Below are 26,722 nucleotides of genomic sequence, written 5' to 3' on the forward strand. Positions count from 1 at the left end.
CTCCGTAGTATCGCCCTCTCCCTATGAGGAGAGGGCGAAAGGATCAGAAGATTTTCGAGAACTTATCAATATTGCTGGCATCGTAGACGAACGGTTCCGCCATCGCGCCGTTGCCATCAGCATCCAGCTTCACTTTGCCGAGCTTACCCATGCTGGCTTCACCTTTGGTCGCTGTGCCTTTCACCAGGTCATCGGCGAGGTAAGTGGCGGCATAACCGAGTTCAATCGGGTTCCAGATGGCGAAACTTTTGCTCGCCCCGGATTTCACCGCGCCCGCCATCTCAGACGGCAGACCCAACCCTGTTACGTACACTTTGCCGATCTTGCCCTGATCTTTGACGGCCTGTGCGGCAGCCACAATACCGACGGAAGACGGCGAAACGATCACTTTCAGGTCAGGGTAGGTTTTCAGCAGACCAACGGCTTCGCGGTAGCTTTTATCGGACAGATCATCGCCGTATGCCACCGTGACCAGATTGACGGACGGGTATTGCGGCAGCACTTTTTTCATCTCCGCAATCCAGGTGTTCTGGTTGGTGGAGGTTGGTGTGGCGCTGAGTACCGCCACGTCGCCTTTCCCGACATTCAGCGCTTTCAGCGCATCGGCCGCCAGCTTGATGTTGGTTTCGCCAATCAGGGCATTATTGGATGGATTCAGGTGGATTTGACGACCGGCTTTCGCTACGCCGGAATCCCATGACACCACCTTAATGCCGCGCTGCATCGCTTTTTTCAGGACGGGGACTAAGGCATCCGGATCGTTAGCCGAGATGGCGATCGCATCCACGCCCTGGGCGATCAGCCCGTTCAGCACCTCGATCTGCGCCTCTGCGGTTGTGGTGGTCGGCCCGGTGTAAATCACTTTTACATCACCTAACTCTTTGGCTGCCTCCTGTGCGCCAACGTTCGCTGCCTCGAAGAATCCATTTCCTAAGGACTTCGCCACCAGAGCGATTTTGACTTCTGCTAAAGCGGAACCGGACAACGCCAGTGCGGCAACGGTGAGGATCAAGCTTGCTTTTATTTTCATTGCTTATACTCCACGAGTTAGTTTTGTAGGGTTTGCAGGTGTGTTTCGCCCCGTCTCAATGAGCGGGGCGCGATGTTTTTAGTTGTACAGATCTAACGCGGACTGCATTGGGGTAACGCCAAAACGTTTACCCAGTGCAATCAGTTCTTCCTTCGTGATGGTCTGTTTCATGCCGCCCATGGAATAGACCTTCACCAGCACTTCTGCTGATTTCTCAGCGGTATCGATCAGACCAAAGGCTTCATCCAGCGTCGGACCGCTGCCGAACACGCCGTGGAATGGCCACAGCACCAGTGAGTGTTGTTGCATCTCAACGGCGGTGGCCTGACCGATTTCGTCCGTACCCGGAACCATCCACGGCAGAATGCCCACGCCGTCCGGGAACACCACCAGGCATTCGGTGCTGCCTTCCCACAGTTTGCGGGTGATGAAATCTGTCGTATTTTCCAGCACATAGGTCAGTGCTATCAGGTTGGTGGCATGACAGTGCATGATCACGCGATCTTTCCCGTTGGTTGCCTTAATACGCTCGCAGTGGGAAAGGAAGTGCGCCGGAAGCTCTGATGTCGGCACAGCATCGTCCGTCAGCCCCCAAAGAATGTGGTAGCCCGCGCCGTCGCTGTCCACTTTTACCACGCCAAGATTGGCCTGCGGGTCGAGCTGGACGTTGCGGAAGAATTTACCGGAGCCGGTGACGATAAACGCGGTGTTCGCGAGCAGCGGCATGGCCTGGCTCAGCGCGATATAGCGCGGCTTCTGATGAAACTCCGCTTCAAACGGTGCGATATCTGCGTCGTCAAGACGTAACGTCAGGTTACCGCCGTTGCGCTCATCCCAGCCTTTTAACCAGGCATCGGTAGTGGCTTTGATCATGCCCTGGACGAACCAGGCGTTAGTGATGGTCTGCATAGTTTTCTTTTCCAGTTATCGCGGTGAGAGTTTCCTCACCCTAACCCTCTCCCTGAAGGGGCGAGGGGATGGTTTGCGCGCCCTCACCTTTTACGGAGAGGGCGGAGCGAGGGTTGTGTTACCCGCGCTGACTCAACACGTCTTTCTCGTACGCCCGGACGTTATCCAGCCATTGGCTGCCTGCCGGAGCGTCGTTGCGCTGGCAGTACATCTCCCACACTGCCTGCCACGGCAGAGATTTTTGTTCTTCCAGCAGGGCCAGACGTGCGGTGTAGTCGCCGTTTTCTTCCAGTTTTTTCAGGGCTCCGGTCGGCTCCAGCAGAGCGCGCAGCAGGGCTTTTTTCATGTTGCGTGTACCGATCACCCACGCTGCAATGCGGTTGATGGAGGCGTCAAAGAAATCAAGGCCAATGTGTACCCGGTCGAACAGGTCGTGACGGATGATTTCGCTGGCGATGGCCTGGGTTTCGTCATCCAGCAGGACCACATGATCGCTGTCCCAGCGCACCGGGCGGCTTACGTGCAGCAGCAGGCGGGGCACGTACAGCATGGCCGCAGAGATTTTGTCAGAGATCACTTCTGTTGGGTGGAAGTGGCCTGCATCCAGGCACAGTGCGGTCTGGCGGCTGGTGGCGTAACCCATGTAGAACTCGTTAGAGCCGACGGTATAGCTTTCTGCGCCAATGCCGAACAACTTGCTCTCGACGGCATCAATGTGGTGTGCCGGGTTCAGCTTCTCGCTGATGACCTCATCCAGTGCAGCCAGCAGGCGCTGGCGCGGGGCCAGGCGGTCAACGGTGATATCTTTCATGCCGTCCGGGATCCAGATATTCATTACCGACGGTGTGCCGAGTTGTTCGCCGAAGTACGCAGAGACGCGGCGGCTGGCTTTGACGTGGTCTATCCAGAACTGGCGGATTTCATCGTTAGCATGAGCGAGGGTAAACCCGTCGGCGCTCAGTGGGTGCGAGAAGCAGGACGGGTTAAAATCGAGTCCCAGCTTGTTGGCTTTAGCCCATTCCACCCAGTTCTTAAAGTGTTCTGGTTTGATCTCATTTCGTGCGACGGGTTCGTCAGACTCCAGATAGATGGCATGCAGGTTGAGACGTTTTGGACCTGGGATCAGGCTCAATGCCAGCTCCAGATCGGCACGCAGTTCGGCGGCGTTCCGCGCCTTGCCTGGATAGTTACCGGTCGCCTGAATGCCACCCGTTAGCGAACCGCCTGGGTTCTCGAAACCGGCGACGTCATCACCCTGCCAGCAGTGCATGGATACGGGCAGACGGTCGAGTTGGCGCAGCGCCTCGTCGACATCCACGCCGACGGCGGCGAAACGTTGTTTAGCCAGGTCCCAGGCTTGTTCAAGTTGAGTGGTCATGCGCAAAGCTCCTTAGTCAGTCGTTTTTGCTGAAACTGCGCCCGGTAGCGGGCAATTTCATGGCAGGGATTAGGGGTGAAGGTGGTCAGACGGTGATTTGCTGTGACCACCGAGCGGAAATCGTCAACGTTAGAAAGCTCATCCAGCGTCATCAGTTGAATGCCGATATTGCCGAGCGTTGAGGCTTCTACGGGGCCGGCGACGACGGCAATACCGCAGGCATCGGCGCAAAGCTGGTTCAGTAACAGGTTCTGGCCGCCACCACCGACAATGTGTAGCTGGCTGAATGGCTTACCGCGAAGGGCGGCAAGCTCGGCCAGGATGTCGGCATACAGCAGAGCGAGACTGTCGAAAATGCAGCGTGCCAGTTCAGCAGGGCTGGAGGGAACGGGCTGTCCTGCATCGAAGCAGGCGGCCTGGATCTCGGCACTCATGTGCGCCGGATTAATAAAGCGATCGTCGTTCGGGTTAATCAGGAACGTGCACGCCGTCATTTGTTCGGTGTCGGCGATGAGTTGTGGCAGGTCGGTTATGTTTTGCTCTTTAAGCACCCGCTGGAGCAGCCACAAACCCATGATATTTTTCAGTACCCGGTAGCGGCCTTCCGCTCCACCTTCGTTGGTGATATTGGCGGCCATTGCAGCATCGCTGGTGTACGGGGTTTTACTCTCAAAGCCCATCAGTGACCAGGTTCCGGATGAGAGATAGGCGGCATCTTTGTTGGCCAGCGGCGCGGCAATCACCGCGCTGGCGGTGTCGTGGCTGGCGACGGCGACCACAGGAATCGCATTACCCTGCGGGCAAATCCACTGACCGATCACATTACCGGGGTGCGTTGGCGTACCGAACCAGGCTGGCGATGCCCCCGTCCAGTTCAGCAGGCTCTCATCCCAGTTATCCGAGTTAATGTTCACCAGTTGAGTGGTGGTGGCGTTGGTGTATTCCCAGTTCATGTTGCCCGTCAGGCGGTAGCTGAAATAATCCGGGATCAGCAGAGCATGTGTAACCTGAGCCGCCAGCTCTGGCTGCTGTTCGATCAGCGCACGCAGCTGATACAGCGTGTTGAAGGGGAGAAACTGGATGCCGCTTCGACCGTAAATATTCGCCTTACCAAGCTGCGCCATGGCATGTGCCATCAGACCGTCGGTACGGCTGTCACGGTAGGAGACAGGCAGGCCGACACACTCACCGTGATCGTCCAGCAGGACATAATCCACCCCCCAGGTATCAATGCCTATGCTGTCGATTCGGATACCGTCATCGCAGACTTTCTTCAGCCCGGTGCGAATGTCAGCTTCCAGGCCGTCGATGTTCCAGGTGTCGAAACCGTCCTGTTTTTGCAGGCAGTTAACAAAGCGGTGAATTTCGCGAAGCGAAAGCGTGCGCTGGTTGCAGTCCCAGGTGGCCAGCATTACACGGCCGCTGGATGCGCCTAAATCGACAGCCACACAATGGCGAAAAGTCATGGTCGGATCCTTCGTTAAGTCATTGGCGTTGAGTGTAAGAAAGGGAAGAAAAAGCCACCTTCTCGCTACTGACAGCGGAAATCCGTGGCTGGCAAGAAAGCAAAGATGAACGTGAGGGAGTTCACAGTTTCCAGTAATGACGGGCGTTGCAGGCAGTGTGACGCTTGCCGCATTTCCCGATCTTTCCATCCGTTTCTTGAAAAACGGACAGCTTTTGCGCGCTTTACTGCTGAAAATTTAAGGTGAGTACGGAGAGCCTTAATTACTATTTTGAGAACATTTCTCATTGGTGGGGGCCGTTATGACCGTACTACACAGCGTGGATTTTTTTCCTTCGGGAGGTTCGCCCGTTGCGATTGAGCCACGGCTCCCTCAGGCTGCATTTCCTGAGCATCATCATGATTTTCATGAAATTGTGATTGTTGAGCATGGAACGGGTATCCATGTGTTTAACGGCCAGCCGTACACCATCAGCGGGGGGACGGTCTGCTTTGTGCGCGATCATGATCGCCATTTGTATGAGCATACCGATAACCTGTGCCTGACCAACGTGCTCTATCGCTCGCCGGATGCGTTCCAGTTTCTCTCCGGGCTTAATCAACTGCTGCCGCAGGAGAAGGACGGACACTACCCGTCACACTGGCGGGTGAATCAGGCCACATTGCAGCAGGTACGCCAGTTGGTGAGCCAGATGGAACAGAGTGAAGATGGGCTGGAAACGCATGCCATCGCCACGCGTGAGCTGTTGTTCATGCAACTGCTGGTTCTGCTGCGCCGTAGCAGTCTGGTGGAAGGTCTGGGGAATAATGATGCCCGGTTGAATCAGCTGATGGCCTGGCTTGAGGATCACTTTTCTGAAGATGTTTGTTGGGAAATGCTGGCGGAGCATTTTTCGTTGTCGCTGCGAACCCTGCATCGGCAGCTAAAACTGCAAACCGGGCTTACCCCACAGCGGTATCTCAACCGCCTGCGGCTGATTAAGGCCCGCCATCTGTTGCGCCATACTGACGAGAGCGTGACGGATATTGCTTATCGCTGTGGTTTTGGCGACAGTAACCACTTTTCGACGCTCTTTCGCCGAGAATTTAGCTGGTCGCCACGTGATATTCGCCAGGGCAAGGACACGCCACTGCAGTAACGCGAGGGCAGTCACCGTTTTTTTACCGCAAAAAGGCTAATAATGTCAGGTTATTCGCCGTTGAGGTCCTGCCGTGGCTACTCAGTTAATCCTTCGCAAAGATGATTTTTTTGCCTCTGCCGGGCAAGCCGTCGCGGTGGCTGATCGCTATCCGCAAAATGTCTTTGCGGAACATACCCACGAGTTTTGTGAACTGGTGCTGGTGTGGTGAGGTAACGGTTTGCACGTTCTTAACGACAGGCCTTATCGCATTACGCGCGGTGACTTGTTTTACATCCGCGCGGAAGATAAGCACTCCTACGCCTCGGTAAACGATCTGGTTCTGCAAAATGTGATTTATTGCCCGGACAGGCTCAAACTCAACCTTGACTGGGCTGCGACTATTCCAGGTTTTACCGAGGCTAAAGGCGCATCCCACTGGCGTTTGAGCAGTAACGGTATGAACCCGGTTCGCCAGGTGATCACCCAGCTTGAACAGGAGAGTCAGAAGGGCGATAGCCTGGCTAACCAGATGGCGGAGCTGCTGTTTGCTCAACTGGTGATGATGCTTAAACGCTATCGCTACGCCACCGATAACCCGTCCGCGACGGCGCAGGAAGCCCTGCTGGATAAATTGATCACGACGCTTGCTGGCAGCCTCAACCGCAGTTTTGTGCTGGAGAAATTTTGTGAGCAGGAACAGTGCAGCGAGCGCGCGCTACGCCAGCAGTTCCGCACCCAGACCGGGATGACGGTGAACCACTACCTTCGTCAGCTTCGAATTTGCCACGCGCAGTATCTGCTGCAACATACGGAGCTGATGGTGAGTGAAGTGGCAATGCGTTGTGGCTTTGAGGACAGTAACTACTTTTCGGTGGTGTTTAACCGCGAGGTGGGGATGACGCCGGTTCAGTGGCGTCATCGTAGTCGGAAAGCGGCGTAATCAGTTCGCCATACCGAGGCCGACAATATTGGCGGCGATGATTATCACCACGCAACCTAGGCTCAGTACGCCAACCGGACGACGCCCGGCATTGTTCCATTCCTTCAGTACCAGCCCAACCAGCCCACCGCACAGCACGTAAAAGCTCATGTGCAGCATCCAGCTCATGTAGTCATACTGCGCGGGAATACTGGCATGGCCCCAGGCGTAGAAGAAGAACTGCAAATACCACATCAGGCCGCCGAGGGCAGAGAGCAATACGTTGGTGATGATCAGGTTTTTTGCGAGCGAGAAATCGGCTTTTACCGACAAATTCTTCACTTTTGCCAGACGAATAAAACAGAATCCCAGGTTCACCAGCGCACCGCCGCCCATAATCACCACGTAGCTCGGCAGGGCGACATACAGCGGGTCAACGCCCAGCGCGGCAGCGGCTTCATGCATCGGTTTGGCGGCGTTCATGGCGAATGACATTCCGGCGGAGAAAATACCGCACATCACTGCCAGCAGCAGGCCTTTCTTCAGGTTGAAGTCTTCGGCCTTGATGCCCATTTTGCGCTCTTTCAACTGACCCGCGCGCGTGACAATCCCGACGCCAATGACGGCAACCATCACGCCCAGCAGCGTCATCCTTCCGCCTTCTGTGTTGATCAGCACATCAAAATTCCCGTTGAGGATTGGGGTCATCAATGTGCCGACAATCAGCGTGATACCAATCGCGATACCGATACCCATCGACATACCGAGATAGCGCATGGTGAGGCCGTAGTTGATATTACCGATGCCCCACATTGCACCAAACAGGAAAACCGGCAGCAGCGTGGAGGCGCTAAAGGAGGAGCAGTAGCCCCAGAAATCGGGCAATAGCATGGCGCTAATGGTCCAGGGCAGGATCAGCCATGAAACCGTTCCGCCAACGGACCACATGGTTTCCCATGACCAATGTTTAACCTTTTTAAACGGGGCATAGAAACAGGCTGCACTGGCTGCGCCTATCAAATGCCAGAAAATACCCATCGTAATCGCATGATTCATTTTTACATCCTCATCGTTTTTATATGTCGGTAGCTTCCCGCCGACTTGATGAGTGTAAAAATTAGGCGGTTTGAGAACCTTCAGAAGGTTGCCGCACTTTTCTTTTGGATGGCAATCAGCGCGTTAACCGCGTGAGCAGACTCACAGATTCTTGATTTGCACAAAAAACGATAACCTTATAAAAACTACGGCATTGATAATCATTTTCAATATCATTTAATTAACTATAATGAACCAACTGCTTACGCGGCATTAACAGCTGTGCCGCCCGACAATAATGGAGAGGATTATGAGTTATACACTGCCATCCCTGCCGTATGCCTACGACGCACTGGAACCGCATTTCGACAAGCAGACGATGGAAATCCATCACACCAAACATCACCAGGCTTACGTTAACAACGCGAACGCTGCGCTGGAAAGCCTGCCAGAATTCGCCAGCCTGTCTGCTGAAGAGCTGATCACTAAACTGGATCAACTGCCCGCTGACAAGAAAACCGTTCTGCGTAACAACGCAGGTGGTCACGCTAACCACAGCCTGTTCTGGAAAGGCCTGAAAACCGGCACTACGCTGCAGGGCGACCTGAAAGCAGCCATCGAGCGTGATTTCGGTTCCGTAGACGCTTTCAAAGCAGAGTTTGAAAAAGCAGCAGCAACCCGTTTCGGCTCTGGCTGGGCGTGGCTGGTACTGAAAGGTGACAAACTGGCTGTGGTTTCTACCGCTAACCAGGATTCCCCTCTGATGGGTGAAGCCATCTCCGGCGCATCTGGTTTCCCCATTGTGGGCCTGGACGTATGGGAACATGCGTACTACCTGAAATTCCGGAACCGTCGCCCGGACTACATCAAAGCCTTCTGGGACGTGGTGAACTGGGACGAAGCAGCAGCACGTTTCGCCGCTAAAAAATAAGGTTGCATTGACGCCTGTGAGAAGCGAGTCTGATGACTCGCTTTTTTTGTATCTGCATAAAGGAGCAGCGATGCATTACCCGGTGAATGTGTATACAGGCAAGGTAAGGGATTACGACGGCAGCCGCCCGAGTGCCATTGCAAAAATTCAGGTCGACGGTGGGCTGACGCTAACCGATCTCGGGCTTGCGGGTGACGAACAGGCCGAAAAAAAAATCCACGGCGGGCCTGACCGCGCGCTGTGTCATTATCCTCGCGAGCACTATCTCCACTGGATCCGTGAGTTTCCTGAACAGGCTGATCTGTTTGTGGCGCCGGCTTTTGGTGAGAACCTTTCTACGGAAGGGCTGACCGAGAAAAACGTCTTTATCGGCGATATTTTCCGCTGGGGCGATGCCTTGATTCAGGTCACGCAGCCGCGTTCGCCGTGTTTTAAGCTCAACTATCACTTCGGCATCAACGATATGTCGGCGCAACTGCAAAGCGCAGGCAAAACCGGCTGGTTGTATCGCGTTATTTTGGCCGGACAGGTCTTTGCAGATGCACCGCTGGAACTGGCGTCGCGTCTGAGTGATGTTTCCGTTTATGAGGCCTGCGCCATCGCCTGGCATATGCCCTTTGACGATGAGCAGTATCATCGGTTGTTGTCGGCGGCAGGGCTTTCAACAAGCTGGACGAGAACAATGCAAAATCGACGTAGTAGCGGGAAGATCGAAGATAATTCGCGGAGATTGTGGGGGAAATGACGCCCCCTCATCCAAAAGAGCGAGAGTGAAAAGAGCGCACCGGGTAATTCCCTCTCCCGCCGGGAGAGGGTTAGGGTTCGTACTACGAACGCTTATACAATGGCAACCAGATCGTTAACCGCAACCCACCCAGCGGGCTATCATCGGCTTTCACCCAGCCGCGATGTTGCTGAATGGCGGTTTCAACAATGGCCAGACCCAGCCCCGTACCACCAGATTCACGATCGCGAGCCTCGTCGGTACGGTAGAACGGACGGAAAATCTGCTCACGGTCTTCCTGACTCACGCCAGGACCATCGTCATCCACAATGATGGTGATACCGTCTTTGTCCACCGAGAACGCCACTTCAATCTTCGTGTGCGAGTAGCGCAGGGCGTTACGCACGATATTCTCCAGCGCACTTTCCAGCGCGTTAGGGTTACCGTACAGCGGCCATGGCCCCGGCGGGAAGTTGACGGTGAACGATTTGCCCATCTGTTCTGCTTCGAAAGCGGCGTTGTCTAGCACCTCATGCCACAGATGGTTGGCTTTTACCGTTTCGCTGACCAGCGCATTTTTCTGCTGATTGCGCGACATCACCAGCAGATCGTTGATCATGCTATCCAGTCTATGAGCTTCCGTTTCGATACGTTCCAGCTCTTTGCTTTCACCGCTGCGGCGTCGGAGTAATGCCGTTCCGAGCTGGAGCCGCGTAAGCGGAGTGCGAAGCTCGTGCGAGATGTCTGAGAGCAGACGTTGCTGCGCCGTCATCATGCGATCAAGTGCCGTCACCATCTGGTTAAAACTGGTCCCGGCAGCCAGGAATTCCTGCGGCCCTGCTTCCAGTTCAGGATGCTGTCTCAGGTTGCCCTGAGCGACTTCGTCGGCGGCATTTTTGAGTTTACGGGCCGGTTTTGCCAGGCTCCACGCCAGCCATAACAGCAGCGGTGAACTGACCAGCATCGTAACAATCAGCAGCAACAGCGGGCGGTCAAACAGCAAGTTGATAAAATCAGACTGGGAGCTACTTGCCGGGCGAATCAGATAGAGTTGGTAGTTATCCTCCCCATCCCTGATGGAGAAGGGGCCGACCATCTCGACCCGGCCATATTTCTTCTTCTGCGGATGATCGGCATTATCCGCTTGACCAATGAAGTTGCGGATGATCTGCATTTCATTGCGTTCTGCGCCAATAACGCGGCCTTCGCTGGTCACCAGCAGCAGACGTTGTCCGGGAGGGGCCCACTTATCGATGGCGCGAAATAACCTGCGCCACCACATCAAATCGTTTGGCGGATCGTTTGCCAGCTCGGCTTCAACGTGTTGCTCGATCATCACGCCCTGACGTTGCTCGCTGTCGAGAAGCTCCGTCATTTGGCGTGAGTCGAGTTTTGGCAACATCAAAACGAGCATTAAAACCAATGCCAGCGTCAGCCAGAAAATGGCGAAGATGCGGGCGGTTAAGCTGCCTATCATGAAGCGGAAACCATCAGATAACCGCGACCACGCAGGGTTTTAAACCATGGGTGACCGTCTTTACGCTCCGGCAGCTTACGGCGCAGGTTAGAGATGTGCATGTCGATGGCGCGGTCAAACGGTGTGAGGCGTTTGCCCAGCACTTCCTGGCTTAAGTGTTCACGCGATACCACCTGACCAAGATGTTGTGCCAGGAGATAGAGCAAGGTGAACTCCGTGCCTGTCAGTTCCAGCGTCTGGCCATCGAAGCTCGCTTCCTGGCGGCCTGGGTTCAGGCTCAGGGAGTCCACTTCCAGCGTTGGTGAGCTGTTGTCAGTGTTCTGCTGCTGTTCGCTCCAGTGAGAGCGACGCAGGATCGCGCGAATACGGGCAACCAGTTCACGGTCATTGAACGGTTTAGGTAAATAGTCATCCGCGCCCAGCTCAAGGCCGAGGACACGGTCAAGTTCGCTGCCGCGTGCGGTCAGCATAATCACGGGAGTCTGGTGCGTCTGGCGTAACTCTTTCAATGTATCAATGCCGTTTTTCTTCGGCATCATGACGTCGAGTAAAAGTAAATCGATGCTGTCGTCAAGGAGACTCAGCGCCTGCTCGCCATCATGGGCAACCAGAACGTTGAAACCTTCCATGTCGAGCAACTCCTTTAAAAGGGATGTGAGCTCTCGGTCATCATCAACTAACAGGATTTTATTCATTGTTTAAATACCTCCGAGGCAGAAATTACGACATCAAGGCTGTCTAATCCATGACTTTACGTTGTTTTACACCCCCTGACGCATGTTTGCAGCCTGAATCGTAGACTGTCTCTCGTTGAATCGCGACACGAAAGATTTTGGGAGCAAGTGATGCGCAAAGTTACCGCTGCCGTCATGGCCTCAACGCTGGCGTTCAGTGCGTTTAGCCAGGCTGCTGTAGCTATTATCGGCAACAACGAGTCCTCAACAGAGGGCACAGCGCAGCATAGCAGCCAAAGCCATATGTTTGACGGCATAAATTTAACCGAGCATCAGCGCCAACAGATGCGAGATCTGATGCAGAGGGCAAGACACGATCAGCCCCCTGTTAATGTTAGCGAAATGGAGACAATGCATCGCCTTGTCACCGCAGAAAATTTTGATGAACGCGCTGTGCGCGCTCAGGCAGAAAAGATGGCACAGGTACAGGTTGCCCGCCAGGTCGAAATGGCCAGGGTCCGCAACCAGATGTTCCACCTGCTATCGCCCGAGCAGCAAGCGGTTCTGAACGAGAAACATCAGCAACGAATGGATCAGTTGCGTGAGGTTGCACGGATGCAGCGAAGCTCAGAAACGACGCTTTTCAGTAGCAACAGCAGTACCCGTAGTAACCAGTAAACCCTGTTTTCCTTGCCATAGACACCATCCCTGTCTTCCCCCACATGATGTGGGGGTTTTTTTTGCCCTTCATTCAGGTTTGTTCACCGTTTATTCATCCTTTGACTCCCTTTGCATCCGTTATACTAGCGGCATGAGATGACTGGAGTGTTTATGAATCAATCCTATGGACGGCTGGTGAGCCGGGCGGCAATTGCGGCGACCATCATGGCATCGTGTTTGCTGATCATTAAAATTTTTGCGTGGTGGTACACCGGCTCGGTCAGTATTCTGGCTGCACTGGTGGACTCGCTGGTGGATATTGCCGCCTCGCTCACTAACTTGCTGGTGGTGCGTTACTCATTACAACCAGCGGATGACGAACATACCTTTGGTCACGGGAAAGCGGAATCACTCGCGGCGCTGGCGCAAAGTATGTTTATCTCTGGCTCTGCGCTATTTTTGTTTTTAACCGGCATCCAGCATTTAGCATCACCGACACCAATGAATGATCCGGGAGTGGGTGTCGTGGTTACTATTATCGCGCTTATAAGCACTCTTGTTCTTGTTACGTTCCAGCGCTGGGTCGTGCGTAAAACGCAAAGCCAGGCAGTGCGGGCAGATATGCTTCATTATCAGTCTGATGTTATGATGAATGGCGCTATTCTTATTGCGCTTGGTCTTGCCTGGTATGGATGGCATCGTGCCGACGCATTATTCGCGTTAGGGATTGGGATCTATATTTTATATAGTGCGTTACGTATGGGTTATGAAGCGGTGCAATCGCTTCTGGATCGCGCGCTTCCCGATACTGAACGACAAGAAATCTTTGATATCGTGACCTCCTGGCCGGGCGTCAGTGGGGCGCACGATCTTCGTACGCGGCAGTCAGGGCCGACCCGCTTTATTCAGATTCATTTAGAAATGGAAGACAATCTGCCACTGGTTCAGGCGCATTTGGTGGCTGAGCAGGTTGAGCAGGCGATTTTGCAGCGTTTTCCTGGTTCAGACGTCATCATTCACCAGGACCCCTGTTCAGTCGTGCCTAAGGAAGGCAAAGGGCATTTTGAGCTTTCGTAATTCGTTGTAAAAAAGTGAGCCAGGCCAGCATTTTGTGTATAAATTACCGCCATTTGGTCTGACCTGAATCAATTCAGCTGGAAGTGATTGATATACTATTTGCAGTATTCGTTGGTTGAATAGTTTTCTTCTGGCAACAGATTTCAATTTTGCATTCCTAAGTTCAGAGGTAGTCATGATTAAGAAAATCGGTGTGTTGACAAGCGGCGGTGATGCGCCGGGCATGAACGCTGCAATTCGCGGTGTTGTCCGTGCAGCGCTGACGGAAGGTCTGGAAGTGTTTGGTGTCTATGACGGTTATCTGGGCCTGTATGAAGACCGCATGGTACAGCTAGACCGCTACAGCGTGTCTGACATGATCAACCGTGGCGGTACATTCCTCGGTTCTGCGCGCTTCCCTGAGTTCCGTGATGAGCACGTCCGTGAAGTGGCTATCGAGAACATGAAAAAACGTGGCCTGGACGCGTTGGTTGTTATCGGTGGTGATGGCTCCTATATGGGTGCAAAACGTCTGACTGAAATGGGCTTCCCATGCATCGGTCTGCCTGGCACTATCGATAACGACATCAAAGGAACTGACTACACCATCGGTTACTTCACCGCACTGGGTACAGTGGTGGAAGCCATTGACCGTCTGCGTGATACCTCTTCTTCTCACCAGCGTATCTCCATTGTTGAAGTTATGGGTCGTTACTGTGGTGACCTGACGCTGGCAGCGGCTATCGCCGGGGGCTGTGAGTTCGTGGTGGTTCCTGAAGTGGAATTCAGCCGTGAAGATCTGGTTAACGAAATCAAAGCCGGTATCGCGAAAGGTAAAAAACACGCGATCGTTGCTATCACTGAGCACATCTGTGATGTAGACGAACTGGCGAAGTACATTGAAACCGAAACCAAACGTGAAACCCGTGCAACGGTACTGGGTCATATCCAGCGTGGTGGTTCCCCTGGCCCATACGATCGTATCCTGGCATCCCGTATGGGGGCGTACGCAATTGACCTGCTGCTGCAGGGCTTTGGCGGTCGTTGCGTTGGTATTCAGAACGAAAAACTGGTTCACCACGACATTATCGACGCAATTGAAAACATGAAGCGTCCATTCAAAGGTGACTGGCTGGACTGCGCGAAAAAACTGTACTGATCATTGTCTGTTGCCCGGTGCTGCTGTGCTTATCGGGCCTGCGAGGTCAATGCAAAACGGTAACCTAATGGTTACCGTTTTTTTATATTTCCTCTCTCCCGTGAGTAAAGGTGTCCGCCCGCTCAAAGTCACTTTTTATTCCTCTACGTTATAGCCAATCTTTTTTTATTCTTTAATCATTGGATATCTTTCTGGCACGCTGCATTCATCAAAACACTACATAAGAGAGCTGGGCGATGAATAAATGGGGCGTGGGTTTAACATTATTGCTGGCATCGACCAGCGTTCTGGCAAAGGATATCCAGTTACTGAACGTGTCATACGATCCGACGCGTGAACTCTACGATCAGTACAACAAAGCATTTGCTGCACACTACAAACAGGAAACCGGTGACAACGTGGTGATCCGCCAGTCTCATGGTGGTTCCGGTAAGCAGGCAACGTCTGTTATCAACGGTATCGAAGCTGATGTGGTCACCCTGGCGTTGGCATACGACGTCGATGCGATTGCCGAGCGTGGCCGTATCGATAAGAACTGGATCAAGCGCCTGCCGGATAACTCCGCACCCTATACGTCGACCATCGTTTTTCTGGTGCGCAAAGGCAACCCAAAACAAATTCATGACTGGAATGACCTGATCAAACCGGGCGTTTCTGTTATCACCCCGAACCCGAAAAGCTCTGGTGGCGCACGCTGGAACTACCTGGCGGCCTGGGGTTACGCGCTGCATCACAATAACGGTGACCAGGCAAAAGCGCAGGACTTCGTCAAATCCTTGTTTAAAAATGTAGAAGTGCTGGATTCTGGTGCTCGCGGTGCAACCAATACCTTCGTTGAACGTGGGATTGGTGACGTGCTGATTGCATGGGAAAACGAAGCACTGCTGGCGACAAACGAGCTGGGCAAAGACAAGTTTGAAATCGTGACCCCAAGCGAATCTATTCTGGCTGAGCCAACGGTCTCTGTTGTGGACAAAGTTGTTGAGAAGAAAGATACCAAAGCGGTGGCTGAAGCCTACCTGAAGTATCTCTACTCACCGGAAGGCCAGGAAATCGCCGCGAAGAACTTCTATCGCCCTCGCGATCCCGAAGTGGCGAAGAAATATGACAGCGAGTTCCCTAAACTGAAACTCTTCACCATTGACGATGAGTTCGGTGGCTGGGCGAAAGCGCAGAAAGAACACTTCTCAAATGGCGGAACGTTCGACCAGATCAGCAAACGCTAAGCGTTTGAAAATGAATGACACGGTGACCCGGTGTGAGAAATCCACCGGGTTTTTTATTTGGTCATCATTTTGCGTTACTCTTTCACGTCAAACGGATTCAGGGAATGGGTAATGAAAAAAGCAGGTTATCTTTTACTGACGCTGGTCGTCATTGCGCTCGCTGCCGGTGGCTGGTTCTGGAAAAAGTCCGGTAACCCGGATGCGTTACGCCATATCGTGCTTGAACAGTGTGTGCCGAATCAGCTGCAAAATCGTCATCCCGCACCTTGTGCTCAGGTAAAAACGGACGCGGGCTATGTGATTTTCAAAGATCGCAACGGGCCGTTGCAATATCTGCTGATGCCGACGTATCGCATCAATGGAACGGAAAGTCCGCTTCTGACGGAGCCTCATACCCCCAACTTCTTCTGGCTGGCGTGGCAGTCGCGCAGCTTTATGAGCCTGAAGCATGGCTCAAAAGTCCCTGACAGTGCGATTTCGCTGACCATCAATTCGCCGACAGGGCGGACGCAAAATCATTTCCATATTCATATTTCCTGCCTGCGCCCGGATGTACGTGAGAAGCTCAATACCAGCCAGGGGGAGATCAGCACCCAGTGGCTGCCGTTGCCGGGCGGGCTGGAAGGACATGAGTATCTCGCGCGTCGGGTCACGGAGAACGAGCTGGTGCAGCGCAGTCCCTTCCTGATGCTGGCGGAAGAGGTTCCTGAAGCGCGCGACCATATGGGGCGTTTTGCGCTGGCGATGGTACAGCAGTCTGACGGCTCGTTTGTTCTGCTGGCAACCGAACGTAATCTGTTTATGTTTAACCGTGCATCTGCTGAGGAATTACAGGATCATCAATGCGATATCCTGAATTGACCCCACCATAAATAGCGTTTACTCGCACTGCCTGTCGCCGTAGACTTGCTGAAAAAATCTACAGGAGACAGGTATGTCGCTCTGGTTTACTCACCCTCTGTTTCTGCCCTCGCTGATCGTTGGCATTACCATCGTGCTGTGGGCGACATCGCTCCTGCCGGAATTTATTACCGCGCTGCTGTTTTTTACGGCAGCGATGATGGCAAAAATTGCGCCCGCTGATGTGATTTTTGGCGGTTTCGCGTCGTCGGCATTTTGGCTGGTGTTCAGCGGATTTGTCCTCGGCGTCGCCATTCGTAAGACGGGTCTGGCGGACAGGGCCGCGCGGGCGCTGTCCGCCAAATTGACCGACTCCTGGCTGCTGATGGTAGCAAGCGTGGTATTGCTGAGTTACGCGCTGGCGTTTGTGATGCCGTCGAACATGGGGCGTATCGCGTTGCTGATGCCGATTGTGGCGGCGATGGCGAAACGCGCCAGTATTACAGACGGTTCACGGGCATGGTTTGGCCTGGCACTGGCTGTGGGCTTTGGTACATTCCAGCTCTCCGCAACGATTCTCCCCGCCAACGTGCCTAACCTCGTGATGAGCGGCGCGGCAGAAGGCTCTTATGGCATCCACCTGAACTACGTGCCGTATCTGCTGCTGCATACCCCTGTACTGGGGATCCTGAAAGGATTGATTCTGATTGGCCTGATCTGCTGGCTATTCCCTGGTAGCCCAAAACCGCCACAGGATCTTACGCCACCGGAACCAATGGGGCGTGATGAAAAACGTCTCGCCTGGCTGCTGGCGGTGGTGCTGGTGATGTGGGTTACGGAGAGCTGGCATGGAGTGGGGCCTGCGTGGACCGGTCTGGCGGCCTCGGTGATTGTTTTGCTGCCACGTATTGGTTTTATTACCGGGGAAGAGTTTTCGACGGGGGTGAATATGCGCACCTGTATCTATGTTGCAGGCATTCTTGGGCTGGCGATCACCGTGACGCAAACCGGTATAGGATCTGCGGTTGGCGATGCTCTGCTGCAAGTGATGCCGCTTGATGCGGATAAACCCTTTACCAGCTTCCTGGCGCTCACTGGTATCACGACGGTGCTGAACTTCATCATGACTGCTAATGGCGTCCCGGCGCTATATACCACGCTGGCGCAGAGTTTTGCAGATGCAACTGGCTTTCCGCTGTTGTCGGTGATCATGATTCAGGTGTTGGGCTATTCCACACCGCTTCTGCCGTATCAGGCATCACCGATTGTGGTGGCTATGGGGCTAGGAAAAGTGCCGGCAAGGGCAGGGATGTTGCTTTGTCTGGCGCTGGCGGTCGCGACTTATCTGGTGCTGCTGCCGCTGGATTATGTGTGGTTTATCCTCCTGGGAAAACTGTAAAAAAAGCCCGGTAGCGCTAACGCTTACCGGGCCTTCTGTTTGGCGGGGCGAGTCAGCAAAGTGCTGACCGCCACAACAGCATTACGCCTGTTTAGCGGCTTCTGCTGCTTTAACAATCACCGCGAAAGCGTCAGCTTTCAGGGATGCACCGCCAACCAGCGCGCCATCGATGTCCGGCTGGGTGAACAGCTCTGCTGCGTTAGCCGCGTTTACAGAACCGCCGTACTGGATGATCACTTGCTCAGCCACTTTCGCGTCTGCTTTAGCAATGTGGTCACGGATAAATTTGTGGACAGCCTGAGCCTGAGCTGGGGTTGCAGATTTGCCTGTACCGATAGCCCATACTGGCTCGTACGCAATCACTGCACCTTCGAATGCTGCCGCGCCCTGAGTTTTCAGCACTGCATCGATCTGACGTGCACACACTTCTTCGGTTTTGCCTGCTTCGTTTTCTGCTTCGGTTTCACCGATGCACAGTACCGGGATCAGACCCTGCTCTTTCAGCACAGCAAATTTTTTCGCGATGAACTCGTCAGATTCTTTGTGGTAAGTACGACGCTCAGAGTGGCCGATGATGATGTATTTAGCACCGATATCTTTCAGCATTTCAGCAGATGTTTCGCCGGTGAATGCGCCAGACAGGTTAACGTCGACGTTCTGCGCGCCCAGCACGATGTGGCTGCCGTCTGCGGCGTGTTTAGCCAGATCCAGGTACATATCCGGCGGAGCGATGGCAACCGCACAGCCAGTGACACCAGCCAGCTCTTTACGCAGGTTCGCAACCAGCTCGTTTACCATGTGGCGGCTGCCGTTCAGTTTCCAGTTACCCATCACTAAAGGATGTCGCATTTCAATTCTCCACGCTTTGTCAGCGAATTAAGGAATATGGCCGCCCTGTCGGGCAGCATGGTCTGTGAATCAGTATAGAGATTTTCCCTCGAAAGGCTTTGCTTTTTGTCATTAATTCGCCCCTCCGAGTGCGTCAGATAGTGCCAGCTTAATCGGTTCAACAGCGAAGGTCAGTCCCTTTTCACCGTTATCTGCGACAACATAGCGAACAGCACCTTCCGTATCCGCGTAATAACGTTTGTTTTTGCCCAACGTGAGGAGCTTTTGCAGTTTTTGCTGGCTTTGCGCTTTGGTGAGTGCAGGTGTGAAAGCACGCAGGATGGCGCTCATATACTCAAGCGCTTTTGCCTTCGCCGCTTTTTGCTCTGGCCCTTGAATGGGTAGCCAGGTTATCTGCATGCTTTTAATTTTTAACGTGCCGCGCTCAAGTGCCGTGGAGGCGTATAAATTTTCATTAATTTTGCTGGCAGCGCGGGTCAGCGTTGGCGTGTCGCGAGCGCTATCAATGGCGCGAAATTCATCCAGTGGCAGCGTCGGGTTATCGCGATTGAAAGTTTCCCGAAACTGGCTAATGGACTGATCAAATGACGGCGCACCCGCCAGTAAATAAGGCGCAGTTGTCGGGGTAGTGGTGTCGGCGGCGTGCAGAGAAAAGCTGGCGCTCAGCGCTGTTAAACACAGTAAAAGAGAGTGAGCCCATCTTTTCATCAATAATGTCCCTGGTCGTAACTGTCCATGATTAAAACGATATCTGCTCGGCTTGTCAAAAGGTCACAACTCCAGGGTAAAATGCGCGTTATACGATAATAAGGAACCTTACATGACCATACAGCAGTGGTTGTTTTCATTCAAAGGGCGTATTGGACGCCGTGATTTTTGGATCTGGATGGTGACGTGGGTTGTTGCCATGCTGCTCCTGTTTTTCGTCGCCTATAATGCGTGGTTAAGCACGCAAACTGCGGCGTTTGCACTGGTGTGCCTGCTCTGGCCAACGGCGGCGGTTGTCGTGAAACGCCTTCACGATCGCGGACGTTCGGGGCTGTGGGCTTTGCAGGTTGTGCTGGCGTGGATGCTGGTGGCAGGTAACTGGTCAATGCTGCCATCAATTTTACCCTGGGCCGTGGGGAAACTCGTTCCGGCGATCATCTTTGTGATGATGATTATCGATCTGGGCGCGATGGTCGGCTCCCAGAACGAAAACAAGTACGGTAAAGATACGCTTGAGGTGAAGTACCGCTGATCACCAGTAGTGTTCAGCGGTCATGTGGCCCGGTCGACGACGAAGGTGCTTCGTCATTTGTCGGGTCTCTTTCAGGAGTTGTTGTGTGTCTCGCACCATCTGCGGATTTCCGCACAGCATCACGTGGCTGGTTTCGGTATTCATCGGCAGACCAACAACCTCTTCCAGCGCACCACTCTCAATCAATGCCGGGACGCGCCCGGTCAGTGAACCTGCGGCGGTTTCACGGCTGACAACCGTCTGGATCCTGAGTTTCCCGCCATACTGTTTTTCCAGTTCCTGCATCAATGGCAGATAGCTCAGGTCTGCGGCATAGCGTGCGGCGTGAACCAGTACGATATTTTTAAACCGTTCCAGATCGTTTCCGTACTGCAGAATCGAAAGATAAGGGCCAATGGCTGTACCGGTTGCCAACATCCAGAGAGTTTCACAATCCGGAATTTCATCCAGCACGAAGAAACCAGCCGCTTCACTCACAATCTGCACGTCATCGCCAGGTTTTAGCGCGGCGAGGCGTGGGCTGAGTTTGCCGTCCGGGACGGTGACAAGATAAAACTCAAGGTCCGGGTTATCCGGTGCGTTGACGTAAGAATATGCGCGCTGCACGCGCTCGCCGTCGACATCCAGACCCAGTTTGGCAAATTGCCCGGCCGTAAACGGCTGAACGGGGGCATGCACGGTGAGGCTAAAGAGCGCATCGGTCCAGAATTGTACCTTTGTGACTTTACCTGTTACCCAGTCCGCCATGATCTTCTCCTGTGCTGTTTCTCTGTTCTATCTTCCGTACTTGTGGTGAAGATTTCCAGCCCATTTGGGCTGGAAAGCTCTATCGATCAAACGGTTTTACAGAATGTGGGTCTGCACGTCAGGGTCTTTGCGATCGAGATAATGGATAGACTGAATACGGCGGATAGTGCGTGATTTTCCGCGGATCAGCAGCGTTTCAGTTGTTGCCATATTGCCCTTGCGGGTAATGCCGTCCAGCAGATCGCCTTTGGTAATACCGGTCGCCGAGAAAATAACGTTATCACTGCGGGCCATCTCATCCAGTGAAAGTACTTTATTGGCTTCAATCCCCATTGCTTCGCAACGTGCCAGCTCTTGTTCGCCAATACGGCGGTTTTCTTCGCTGTCGCCTTTAACATCATGACGAGCCAACAGACGAGCCTGCATATCACCATCCAGCGCACGGATAACGGCGGCAGATACGACGCCTTCAGGCGCACCGCCGATGCCGTAAAGCACATCCACTTCACTGTCTGGCATACAGGTCAGAATTGAGGCGGCAACGTCGCCATCAGGGATCGCAAACACGCGCACGCCGAGCGTTTGCATCTGAGCGATGGTGGCATCGTGGCGCGGTTTCGCCAGAATGGTCACGGTGAGCTCGCTAAGCGGTTTATTCAGTGCAGCGGCGATATTGCGCAGGTTCTCTTCCAGCGGAAGGCTGAGGTCAATAGCGCCTTTTGCACCCGGGCCGACAATCAGCTTTTCCATGTACATATCGGGCGCATTGAGAAAGCAGCCTTTATCACCCACAGCCAGTACCGCCAGCGCATTGGCCTGGCCCATCGCGGTCATTCGCGTGCCTTCGATGGGGTCGACTGCGATATCAACGGCATCTCCTTTGCCGGTCCCGACTTTTTCACCGATGTAGAGCATGGGGGCTTCGTCAATTTCGCCTTCGCCAATGACAATCGTGCCATCAATGTTGACCTGATTAAGCATAATGCGCATGGCATGGACGGCTGCACCGTCAGCGATATTTTTATCGCCACGGCCCAACCATTTATAGCCAGCCAGAGCGGCGGCTTCGGTTACGCGGGAAAATTCGATAGCAAGTTCACGTCTCATTTGATACTCGTGCAGTCAAAAGGAATTGCACGAAGTTTATCACAGAGTGGAGAGGGGCGCGGTCTGGGTAACCCTCTCCCCAAAGGGGAGAAGGTGAGGGTGAGGGGAATTACTCTTCGTGGTCTTCCCACGCCAGAGCGCGTTTCACCGCTTTCTTCCAGCCGCTGTAGCGGACGTTTCGCTCGGTAGTTTCGATCCCCGGACGGAATTCGCGTTCGATAACCGCTTTTTCCTGCAATTCATCCAGATTCTGCCAGAAGCCGACGGCCAGGCCAGCAAGATAGGCCGCACCTAACGCGGTAACTTCGCGCACTTCTGGACGTTCTACGCGAGTACCCAGAATGTCGGACTGGAACTGCATCAGGAAGTTGTTAGCGACAGCGCCGCCATCTACGCGCAGTGCGTGCAGACGGATACCGGAGTCAGCCTGCATTGCTTCCAGTACATCGCGGGTCTGATAAGCGATGGATTCCAGCGTCGCGCGGATGATGTGGTTAGAGTTCACCCCACGCGTCAGGCCGAAAATCGCGCCACGCGCATACGGATCCCAGTACGGAGCGCCCAGGCCAGTGAAAGCAGGCACGACATACACGCCGTTGGTGTCCTTCACTTTGGTGGCAAAGTACTCAGAATCAAATGCATCGCTGATGAGTTTCATCTCATCGCGCAGCCACTGAATGGATGCGCCAGCCATAAATACTGCACCTTCCAGCGCGTAGTTCACTTCACCACGTGGACCGCAGGCGATAGTGGTCAGCAAGCCGTTTTCTGATTTCACCGCTTTCTCGCCGGTATTCATCAGCATAAAGCAGCCCGTTCCGTAGGTGTTTTTCGCCATGCCTTCTTTGACGCACAGTTGGCCAAACAGGGCCGCCTGCTGGTCACCCGCAATACCAGAGATAGGAATACGTGTGCCGCCTTTACCCCCGATGTTGGTCTGACCATAGACTTCGGAAGACTTACGTACGTCTGGCAGTATGGCGCGCGGGATGTCCAGCGCGTCCAGCATTTTGTCATCCCATTCGAGCGTGTTGATGTTGAACAGCATGGTACGCGAGGCGTTGGTGTAATCGGTAACGTGGACGCGTCCCTGGGTCATCTTCCAGATAAGCCAGGTGTCCACGGTTCCGAACAGCAATTCACCGCGTTTAGCACGTTCACGTGAGCCTTCCACGTGATCCAGAATCCACTTCACTTTTGTGCCAGAAAAATACGGGTCAACCACCAGACCGGTTGCGCTACGAACATACTCTTCCATGCCGTCACGCTTCAGTTGCTCACAGATTTCTGCGGTACGACGGCACTGCCAGACGATAGCGTTGTAAATTGGTTTACCGGTTTCACGCTCCCACACAACGGTTGTTTCACGCTGGTTGGTAATACCAATCGCCGCAATTTCGTCTGAACTGATATCGGCCTTCGCCAGGACTTCTACCAGTGTAGAGCTTTGCGTTGCCCAGATTTCCATTGGGTCGTGCTCTACCCAGCCTGGACGCGGGTAGATTTGCTCGAATTCGCGCTGTGATACGCTGACGATATTCGCATCATGATCCATTACGACCGCGCGGGAGCTGGTAGTGCCCTGGTCGAGCGCAACGATATATTTTTTTTCGGTCATGGTTTTTGTCCCGTAGTCAGATTACAGCGAAGCTTTTGGTTGTGCGGCAGAAGTCATGTCCTTCTCCTCTTCCACACAGGTGTCGCACGGTAAGTGGCGACCAATTAATTTGCGATAGCCGAATGCACCCAGCGCAGCCCCTACGATTGGGCCAAACAGTGGCACCAGGAAGTAAGGAATATCTTTACCGCCGGTGAAGGCTACGTCACCCCATCCTGCAAAGAAGGCGAAGGTTTTTGGGCCAATATCACGTGCCGGGTTCATCGCAAAGCCCGTTAATGGGCCCATTGATGCACCAATCACCGCAATCAGCAGACCAATCAACAACGGGGCCAGTGGCCCACGTGGGATGCCGTTACCATCATCACCCAGCGCCATAATGACGCCCATCAGGATAGCGGTAATCACCATTTCAACCGCGAAGGCCTGCACAAAATTGATATGCGGGTTCGGATACGTTGAGAAGATACCTGCCAGATCAAGACTTTCGACACTGCCGCGCACCATATGATGCGTCTGTTCGAAGTCGATGAAAAGATTGTAATAAAGCCCGTAAACTAATGCTGCTGCGCAAAATGCGCCGGCAAATTGTGAAACGATGTAAGGTACAACTTTGCGTCGGTCGAAGCACGCGAACAGCCACAACGCGATGGTCACCGCCGGGTTAAGATGTGCACCGGAAACCCCTGCAGTCAGGTAAATGGCCATTGCCACACCCAGACCCCAGATAATACTGATTTCCCACTGACCGAAACTGGCCCCGGCCACTTTCAGTGCAGCAACACAGCCTACCCCGAAGAAAATCAACAACCCGGTACCAAGGAACTCGGCGATGCACTGGCCTTTTAAGGTTGATGTTTGACTCATAATCGGATCCTGAAGAAAAATGAATGTTTATTGTTAGCGCGACCGCCCGTGACAGCCACGATGTCCTGTAGACATGGTGTTAATTTATCGTTAACGAGCAAAAACGAGAAATATCGAAATCAAAATGTGTGTACTGCGTCATAAAATGAGCGTTTTCGCGCCATAAAGCGCGTTTTTGCATCAAAGTAAGAATGTGAGCTGAATCATTTCATTAACGAATCTATTAACAATTTAGGGGTATATGGTGCGAACGCACCAGGACCAGGCCGAAAAGTGTTGCAAACCGCGATCTACGCGGTGTGCCGCTGGACAGGGGAGGCGGGGCTTCATACAATCGGCATATATATGATGCGCGTTTACGTTAAAGCGTCGCCTTGCAATTCAGGAGAGGTAGGATCATGTCTTTAGAAGTGTTTGAGAAACTGGAATCGAAAGTACAGCAGGCTATTGACACCATCACGCTGCTGCAAATGGAAATTGAAGAGCTGAAAGAGAAGAACAACACGCTGTCGCAGGAAGTGCAGTCTGCTCAGCATGGTCGCGAAGAACTTGAACGCGAAAACAGTCAACTGCGTGAGCAGCAAAGCGGCTGGCAGGATCGTCTGCAGGCGCTGTTGGGACGTATGGAAGAGGTCTAATTTCTTTCGGGAAATGCAGATGAACATAAGCCGGGTAAGGCGTCGCCGCCACCCGGTTTTTTTTATGGTTCACGCGAAATGCGTTGAAACTCTTTGTTACTCGATATCCAGCGGATCTTCGGAAAGGATAATGCCGGTATTATCGGCATAGAGGTGGTCGCCAGAGAAGAAAGTTACGCCGCCGAAATTGACACGCACGTCGCTTTCACCGATGCCTTCACCACTTGCACCAACCGGGATGGCTGCGATGGCCTGAATACCAAGGTCCAGCTCTTCCAGGTCATCCACCTGGCGCACTGAGCCATATACCACAATCCCTTCCCACTCGTTTTGCACGGCAAGACGGGCAAGGTCTGCATCGATCAATGCACGACGCACAGAGCCGCCACCATCAACCAGCAGAATGCGGCCACGGCCATTTTGTTCGAGGAGATCGTACAGCAACCCATTATCCTCGAAACATTTCACCGTGATGATTTGTCCGCCAAACGACGACCGTCCCCCAAAGTTGGAAAACAGAGGTTCTACGACGTTGACATCTTCCTGATAGATGTCGCAAAGCTCGGAGGTATCGTATTTCATAGGCTTAACGTTCAGTTGCTGCGAATGTTTTCAGTATATCGCGCGAATTGCATTGTTGGCAAAATCATCAATTGTTAATTGATATTTGTCAGTTAACGGATCGTCTGACTTAAGATAATCCCTATTACGAACAACAGGTTAGTCAGTAATGCCCCTTTGACTGTACGCTCCAGCATGGGAGGCATGGCCGCTGGGTTAAGTTCACGCAGCACAAAACGTGCCTGCTTAATGAGTAACGGCGCGGCCAAAACAAACAGCCAGCCCCAGATGCTGTGCAGAGAAATCAGGTTAAACAGTGCCAGACAGACCAGGGCGCCAGTCAGCAGGCAGGCGTGATAACGGCGAGCATTTACCGGGCCCAGACGTACCGCCAGCGTGTTTTTACCGTTCTCACGGTCACTCTCGATATCGCGCAGATTATTAATATTCAGTACGGCTGCTGCCAGAAGACCACACGCCGTTGCGGGTAAGAAAAGTGCGGGAATCAGTGTATGCGCCTGTAAATACCAACTCCCCATGACACTTAGCCAGCCAAAAAAGACTAATACGGAAATATCACCCAGACCAATGTAACCATAGGGTCGCGTGCCCACCGTATAAGTGATGGCCGCGACGATGGCGAGGATACCCAACACCATAAAGCCAATGAAATCAGCCGGCGTTTTACAGGCGACCGAGACCAGTGCTAACCCAGAGAGGCAAATTAATACCACGGTGATAATCAGCGCGCGTTTCATCTGTGCCTGGGTGATCACCCCTTTTTGCATCCCACGAAGCGGCCCAATACGATCGGGTTTGTCGCTGCCTTTGACGGCATCGCCATAGTCATTGGCAAGGTTCGAGAGGATTTGCAGTAAGCCCGCTGTGATAAGCGCCAGCCCGGCAACCAGAGGGTCGAAATAACCTTGCCACCAGGCGAGAGCGGAGCCTACGACAATCGCGGCAAATGCCAGAGGGAGTGTTTTAGGGCGAAGACTTTCGAGCCACGCCTGAGTACGGCTGATATCAGTCATAGTTATTTAGCCAATAAAAATGGGGCTTTTCAGCCCCATTAACAGTGATGAGAATGCA

Annotated in this window: 26 protein-coding genes and 1 pseudogene; 12 read left to right on the forward strand and 15 right to left on the reverse strand. The window is 53.4% G+C overall.

The features are described 5' to 3' along the window. Nucleotides 1-43: 43 nt before the first annotated feature. The 4 genes from rhaS (GF617_RS10350) to rhaB all read right to left on the reverse strand — a co-directional run bounded on the left by rhaS (GF617_RS10350) (nucleotide 44) and on the right by rhaB (nucleotide 4,783). Nucleotides 44-1,030 (reverse strand): rhamnose ABC transporter substrate-binding protein, encoded by a 987-nt coding sequence (gene rhaS / locus GF617_RS10350; RefSeq protein ID WP_181621513.1) that lies wholly within the window; start codon nucleotides 1,028-1,030, stop codon nucleotides 44-46. Nucleotides 1,031-1,108: 78 nt separating this feature from the next. Further along, nucleotides 1,109-1,939 carry a rhamnulose-1-phosphate aldolase gene (gene rhaD / locus GF617_RS10355; protein ID WP_181621511.1) on the reverse strand — a complete coding sequence of 277 codons (831 nt, stop codon included), beginning with the start codon at nucleotides 1,937-1,939 and terminating at the stop codon, nucleotides 1,109-1,111. A 118-nt stretch (nucleotides 1,940-2,057) separates the two neighbouring features. Next, nucleotides 2,058-3,317, reverse strand: a complete 1,260-nt coding sequence (rhaA, locus tag GF617_RS10360; protein WP_203451614.1) for an L-rhamnose isomerase — start codon at nucleotides 3,315-3,317, stop codon at nucleotides 2,058-2,060. Next, the gene (rhaB, locus tag GF617_RS10365) at nucleotides 3,314-4,783 is read right to left on the reverse strand and encodes a rhamnulokinase (protein WP_203451615.1); all 1,470 of its coding nucleotides are present in this window, start codon (nucleotides 4,781-4,783) and stop codon (nucleotides 3,314-3,316) included. Before rhaB ends, rhaA begins: the two co-directional genes overlap by 4 nt. A 301-nt stretch (nucleotides 4,784-5,084) precedes the next feature. Here rhaB and rhaS (GF617_RS10370) point away from each other — a divergent pair, with 301 nt between their 5' ends. Together rhaS (GF617_RS10370) and rhaR are read left to right on the forward strand one after the other, a co-directional pair. After that, a complete protein-coding gene (rhaS, locus tag GF617_RS10370) occupies nucleotides 5,085-5,921 on the forward strand; it encodes an HTH-type transcriptional activator RhaS (RefSeq protein ID WP_181621506.1) in 837 nt (278 codons plus the stop codon). 73 nt (nucleotides 5,922-5,994) lie between these two features. Further along, nucleotides 5,995-6,843 (forward strand): annotated as a pseudogene (gene rhaR / locus GF617_RS10375) (HTH-type transcriptional activator RhaR). On the opposite strand, the gene rhaT reads toward rhaR, so the two are convergent. Then, nucleotides 6,844-7,878, reverse strand: coding sequence for an L-rhamnose/proton symporter RhaT (gene rhaT / locus GF617_RS10380; RefSeq protein ID WP_203451616.1), 1,035 nt, complete (start codon nucleotides 7,876-7,878; stop codon nucleotides 6,844-6,846). A 289-nt stretch (nucleotides 7,879-8,167) separates the two neighbouring features. Here rhaT and sodA point away from each other — a divergent pair, with 289 nt between their 5' ends. Next, nucleotides 8,168-8,788 (forward strand): superoxide dismutase [Mn], encoded by a 621-nt coding sequence (gene sodA, locus GF617_RS10385; protein WP_203451617.1) that lies wholly within the window; start codon nucleotides 8,168-8,170, stop codon nucleotides 8,786-8,788. Between the two features lie 70 nt (nucleotides 8,789-8,858). After that, nucleotides 8,859-9,533, forward strand: a complete 675-nt coding sequence (gene yiiM / locus GF617_RS10390; RefSeq protein WP_375290001.1) for a 6-hydroxyaminopurine reductase — start codon at nucleotides 8,859-8,861, stop codon at nucleotides 9,531-9,533. A gap of 82 nt (nucleotides 9,534-9,615) precedes the next feature. On the opposite strand, the gene cpxA is transcribed toward yiiM, so the two are convergent. Continuing rightward, complete coding sequence (gene cpxA / locus GF617_RS10395) at nucleotides 9,616-10,989, reverse strand: envelope stress sensor histidine kinase CpxA (RefSeq protein ID WP_181621500.1); 1,374 nt, start codon at nucleotides 10,987-10,989, stop codon at nucleotides 9,616-9,618. After that, a complete protein-coding gene (gene cpxR / locus GF617_RS10400; protein WP_006179159.1) occupies nucleotides 10,986-11,684 on the reverse strand; it encodes an envelope stress response regulator transcription factor CpxR in 699 nt (232 codons plus the stop codon). The genes cpxA and cpxR overlap by 4 nt, the downstream gene beginning before the upstream one ends. Before the next feature lie 150 nt (nucleotides 11,685-11,834). Between cpxR and cpxP the strand changes: the two genes are divergently transcribed. The 6 genes from cpxP to GF617_RS10430 all read left to right on the forward strand — a co-directional run bounded on the left by cpxP (nucleotide 11,835) and on the right by GF617_RS10430 (nucleotide 18,003). After that, nucleotides 11,835-12,341, forward strand: coding sequence for a cell-envelope stress modulator CpxP (gene cpxP, locus GF617_RS10405; RefSeq protein ID WP_181621499.1), 507 nt, complete (start codon nucleotides 11,835-11,837; stop codon nucleotides 12,339-12,341). Nucleotides 12,342-12,494: 153 nt separating this feature from the next. Next, nucleotides 12,495-13,400 (forward strand): CDF family cation-efflux transporter FieF, encoded by a 906-nt coding sequence (fieF, locus tag GF617_RS10410; protein WP_181621498.1) that lies wholly within the window; start codon nucleotides 12,495-12,497, stop codon nucleotides 13,398-13,400. A gap of 175 nt (nucleotides 13,401-13,575) precedes the next feature. Beyond that, complete coding sequence (gene pfkA, locus GF617_RS10415; protein ID WP_181621497.1) at nucleotides 13,576-14,538, forward strand: 6-phosphofructokinase; 963 nt, start codon at nucleotides 13,576-13,578, stop codon at nucleotides 14,536-14,538. A 236-nt stretch (nucleotides 14,539-14,774) separates the two neighbouring features. Continuing rightward, a complete protein-coding gene (locus GF617_RS10420) occupies nucleotides 14,775-15,764 on the forward strand; it encodes a sulfate ABC transporter substrate-binding protein (protein ID WP_181621496.1) in 990 nt (329 codons plus the stop codon). A 111-nt stretch (nucleotides 15,765-15,875) separates the two neighbouring features. Beyond that, nucleotides 15,876-16,625, forward strand: coding sequence for a CDP-diacylglycerol diphosphatase (locus GF617_RS10425; protein ID WP_181621494.1), 750 nt, complete (start codon nucleotides 15,876-15,878; stop codon nucleotides 16,623-16,625). 73 nt (nucleotides 16,626-16,698) lie between these two features. After that, complete coding sequence (locus GF617_RS10430; protein ID WP_203451619.1) at nucleotides 16,699-18,003, forward strand: SLC13 family permease; 1,305 nt, start codon at nucleotides 16,699-16,701, stop codon at nucleotides 18,001-18,003. 81 nt (nucleotides 18,004-18,084) lie between these two features. Here GF617_RS10430 and tpiA read toward each other — a convergent pair whose 3' ends face one another. After that, a complete protein-coding gene (tpiA, locus tag GF617_RS10435; protein WP_010436926.1) occupies nucleotides 18,085-18,852 on the reverse strand; it encodes a triose-phosphate isomerase in 768 nt (255 codons plus the stop codon). A gap of 111 nt (nucleotides 18,853-18,963) precedes the next feature. Next, on the reverse strand, nucleotides 18,964-19,560 hold the full coding sequence (locus tag GF617_RS10440; RefSeq protein ID WP_181621491.1) for a DUF1454 family protein: 597 nt from the start codon (nucleotides 19,558-19,560) through the stop codon (nucleotides 18,964-18,966). 112 nt (nucleotides 19,561-19,672) lie between these two features. Here GF617_RS10440 and GF617_RS10445 point away from each other — a divergent pair, with 112 nt between their 5' ends. Next, the gene (locus tag GF617_RS10445) at nucleotides 19,673-20,092 is read left to right on the forward strand and encodes a DUF805 domain-containing protein (protein WP_203451620.1); all 420 of its coding nucleotides are present in this window, start codon (nucleotides 19,673-19,675) and stop codon (nucleotides 20,090-20,092) included. On the opposite strand, the gene fpr is transcribed toward GF617_RS10445, so the two are convergent. The 4 genes from fpr to GF617_RS10465 all read right to left on the reverse strand — a co-directional run bounded on the left by fpr (nucleotide 20,093) and on the right by GF617_RS10465 (nucleotide 24,431). Then, entirely contained in the window at nucleotides 20,093-20,839 is a 747-nt protein-coding gene (gene fpr, locus GF617_RS10450) for a ferredoxin--NADP(+) reductase (protein WP_203451621.1), read from the reverse strand. It abuts the gene before it with no gap. A gap of 96 nt (nucleotides 20,840-20,935) precedes the next feature. Then, nucleotides 20,936-21,946, reverse strand: a complete 1,011-nt coding sequence (gene glpX, locus GF617_RS10455) for a class II fructose-bisphosphatase (RefSeq protein ID WP_181621486.1) — start codon at nucleotides 21,944-21,946, stop codon at nucleotides 20,936-20,938. A gap of 109 nt (nucleotides 21,947-22,055) precedes the next feature. Beyond that, the gene (gene glpK / locus GF617_RS10460; protein ID WP_203451622.1) at nucleotides 22,056-23,564 is read right to left on the reverse strand and encodes a glycerol kinase GlpK; all 1,509 of its coding nucleotides are present in this window, start codon (nucleotides 23,562-23,564) and stop codon (nucleotides 22,056-22,058) included. A gap of 21 nt (nucleotides 23,565-23,585) precedes the next feature. Further along, the gene (locus GF617_RS10465; RefSeq protein WP_181621482.1) at nucleotides 23,586-24,431 is read right to left on the reverse strand and encodes an MIP/aquaporin family protein; all 846 of its coding nucleotides are present in this window, start codon (nucleotides 24,429-24,431) and stop codon (nucleotides 23,586-23,588) included. Nucleotides 24,432-24,829: 398 nt separating this feature from the next. On the opposite strand from GF617_RS10465, the gene zapB reads away from it, so the two are divergent. Continuing rightward, nucleotides 24,830-25,069: a septal ring assembly protein ZapB gene (gene zapB / locus GF617_RS10470; RefSeq protein ID WP_181621481.1), complete on the forward strand. Its 240-nt coding sequence runs from the start codon at nucleotides 24,830-24,832 to the stop codon at nucleotides 25,067-25,069. A gap of 96 nt (nucleotides 25,070-25,165) precedes the next feature. Here zapB and rraA read toward each other — a convergent pair whose 3' ends face one another. Continuing rightward, nucleotides 25,166-25,651 carry a ribonuclease E activity regulator RraA gene (rraA, locus tag GF617_RS10475; protein ID WP_181621479.1) on the reverse strand — a complete coding sequence of 162 codons (486 nt, stop codon included), beginning with the start codon at nucleotides 25,649-25,651 and terminating at the stop codon, nucleotides 25,166-25,168. Between the two features lie 92 nt (nucleotides 25,652-25,743). Further along, a complete protein-coding gene (gene menA, locus GF617_RS10480; protein WP_181623859.1) occupies nucleotides 25,744-26,670 on the reverse strand; it encodes a 1,4-dihydroxy-2-naphthoate polyprenyltransferase in 927 nt (308 codons plus the stop codon). Between the last annotated feature and the right edge of the window lie 52 nt (nucleotides 26,671-26,722).

It is taken from the genome of Lelliottia sp. RWM.1 (assembly GCF_016859735.1).
Lineage (GTDB): Bacteria > Pseudomonadota > Gammaproteobacteria > Enterobacterales > Enterobacteriaceae > Enterobacter.

Excerpts from the sequence above, each read along its gene's own strand:
- GF617_RS10420 (WP_181621496.1), top strand. The coding sequence starts at position 14,775 with ATGAATAAATGGGGCGTGGGTTTAACATTATTGCTGGCATCGACCAGC.
- fpr (WP_203451621.1), bottom strand. The coding sequence starts at position 20,839 with ATGGCGGACTGGGTAACAGGTAAAGTCACAAAGGTACAATTCTGGACC.
- rhaS (WP_181621506.1), top strand. The coding sequence starts at position 5,085 with ATGACCGTACTACACAGCGTGGATTTTTTTCCTTCGGGAGGTTCGCCC.
- yiiM (WP_375290001.1), top strand. The coding sequence starts at position 8,859 with ATGCATTACCCGGTGAATGTGTATACAGGCAAGGTAAGGGATTACGAC.
- glpX (WP_181621486.1), bottom strand. The coding sequence starts at position 21,946 with ATGAGACGTGAACTTGCTATCGAATTTTCCCGCGTAACCGAAGCCGCC.
- zapB (WP_181621481.1), top strand. The coding sequence starts at position 24,830 with ATGTCTTTAGAAGTGTTTGAGAAACTGGAATCGAAAGTACAGCAGGCT.
- rhaB (WP_203451615.1), bottom strand. The coding sequence starts at position 4,783 with ATGACTTTTCGCCATTGTGTGGCTGTCGATTTAGGCGCATCCAGCGGC.
- GF617_RS10465 (WP_181621482.1), bottom strand. The coding sequence starts at position 24,431 with ATGAGTCAAACATCAACCTTAAAAGGCCAGTGCATCGCCGAGTTCCTT.
- rraA (WP_181621479.1), bottom strand. The coding sequence starts at position 25,651 with ATGAAATACGATACCTCCGAGCTTTGCGACATCTATCAGGAAGATGTC.
- rhaS (WP_181621513.1), bottom strand. The coding sequence starts at position 1,030 with ATGAAAATAAAAGCAAGCTTGATCCTCACCGTTGCCGCACTGGCGTTG.
- GF617_RS10425 (WP_181621494.1), top strand. The coding sequence starts at position 15,876 with ATGAAAAAAGCAGGTTATCTTTTACTGACGCTGGTCGTCATTGCGCTC.
- GF617_RS10445 (WP_203451620.1), top strand. The coding sequence starts at position 19,673 with ATGACCATACAGCAGTGGTTGTTTTCATTCAAAGGGCGTATTGGACGC.
- GF617_RS10440 (WP_181621491.1), bottom strand. The coding sequence starts at position 19,560 with ATGAAAAGATGGGCTCACTCTCTTTTACTGTGTTTAACAGCGCTGAGC.
- GF617_RS10430 (WP_203451619.1), top strand. The coding sequence starts at position 16,699 with ATGTCGCTCTGGTTTACTCACCCTCTGTTTCTGCCCTCGCTGATCGTT.
- cpxP (WP_181621499.1), top strand. The coding sequence starts at position 11,835 with ATGCGCAAAGTTACCGCTGCCGTCATGGCCTCAACGCTGGCGTTCAGT.
- rhaT (WP_203451616.1), bottom strand. The coding sequence starts at position 7,878 with ATGAATCATGCGATTACGATGGGTATTTTCTGGCATTTGATAGGCGCA.
- sodA (WP_203451617.1), top strand. The coding sequence starts at position 8,168 with ATGAGTTATACACTGCCATCCCTGCCGTATGCCTACGACGCACTGGAA.
- cpxA (WP_181621500.1), bottom strand. The coding sequence starts at position 10,989 with ATGATAGGCAGCTTAACCGCCCGCATCTTCGCCATTTTCTGGCTGACG.
- glpK (WP_203451622.1), bottom strand. The coding sequence starts at position 23,564 with ATGACCGAAAAAAAATATATCGTTGCGCTCGACCAGGGCACTACCAGC.
- fieF (WP_181621498.1), top strand. The coding sequence starts at position 12,495 with ATGAATCAATCCTATGGACGGCTGGTGAGCCGGGCGGCAATTGCGGCG.
- rhaA (WP_203451614.1), bottom strand. The coding sequence starts at position 3,317 with ATGACCACTCAACTTGAACAAGCCTGGGACCTGGCTAAACAACGTTTC.
- cpxR (WP_006179159.1), bottom strand. The coding sequence starts at position 11,684 with ATGAATAAAATCCTGTTAGTTGATGATGACCGAGAGCTCACATCCCTT.
- tpiA (WP_010436926.1), bottom strand. The coding sequence starts at position 18,852 with ATGCGACATCCTTTAGTGATGGGTAACTGGAAACTGAACGGCAGCCGC.
- pfkA (WP_181621497.1), top strand. The coding sequence starts at position 13,576 with ATGATTAAGAAAATCGGTGTGTTGACAAGCGGCGGTGATGCGCCGGGC.
- rhaD (WP_181621511.1), bottom strand. The coding sequence starts at position 1,939 with ATGCAGACCATCACTAACGCCTGGTTCGTCCAGGGCATGATCAAAGCC.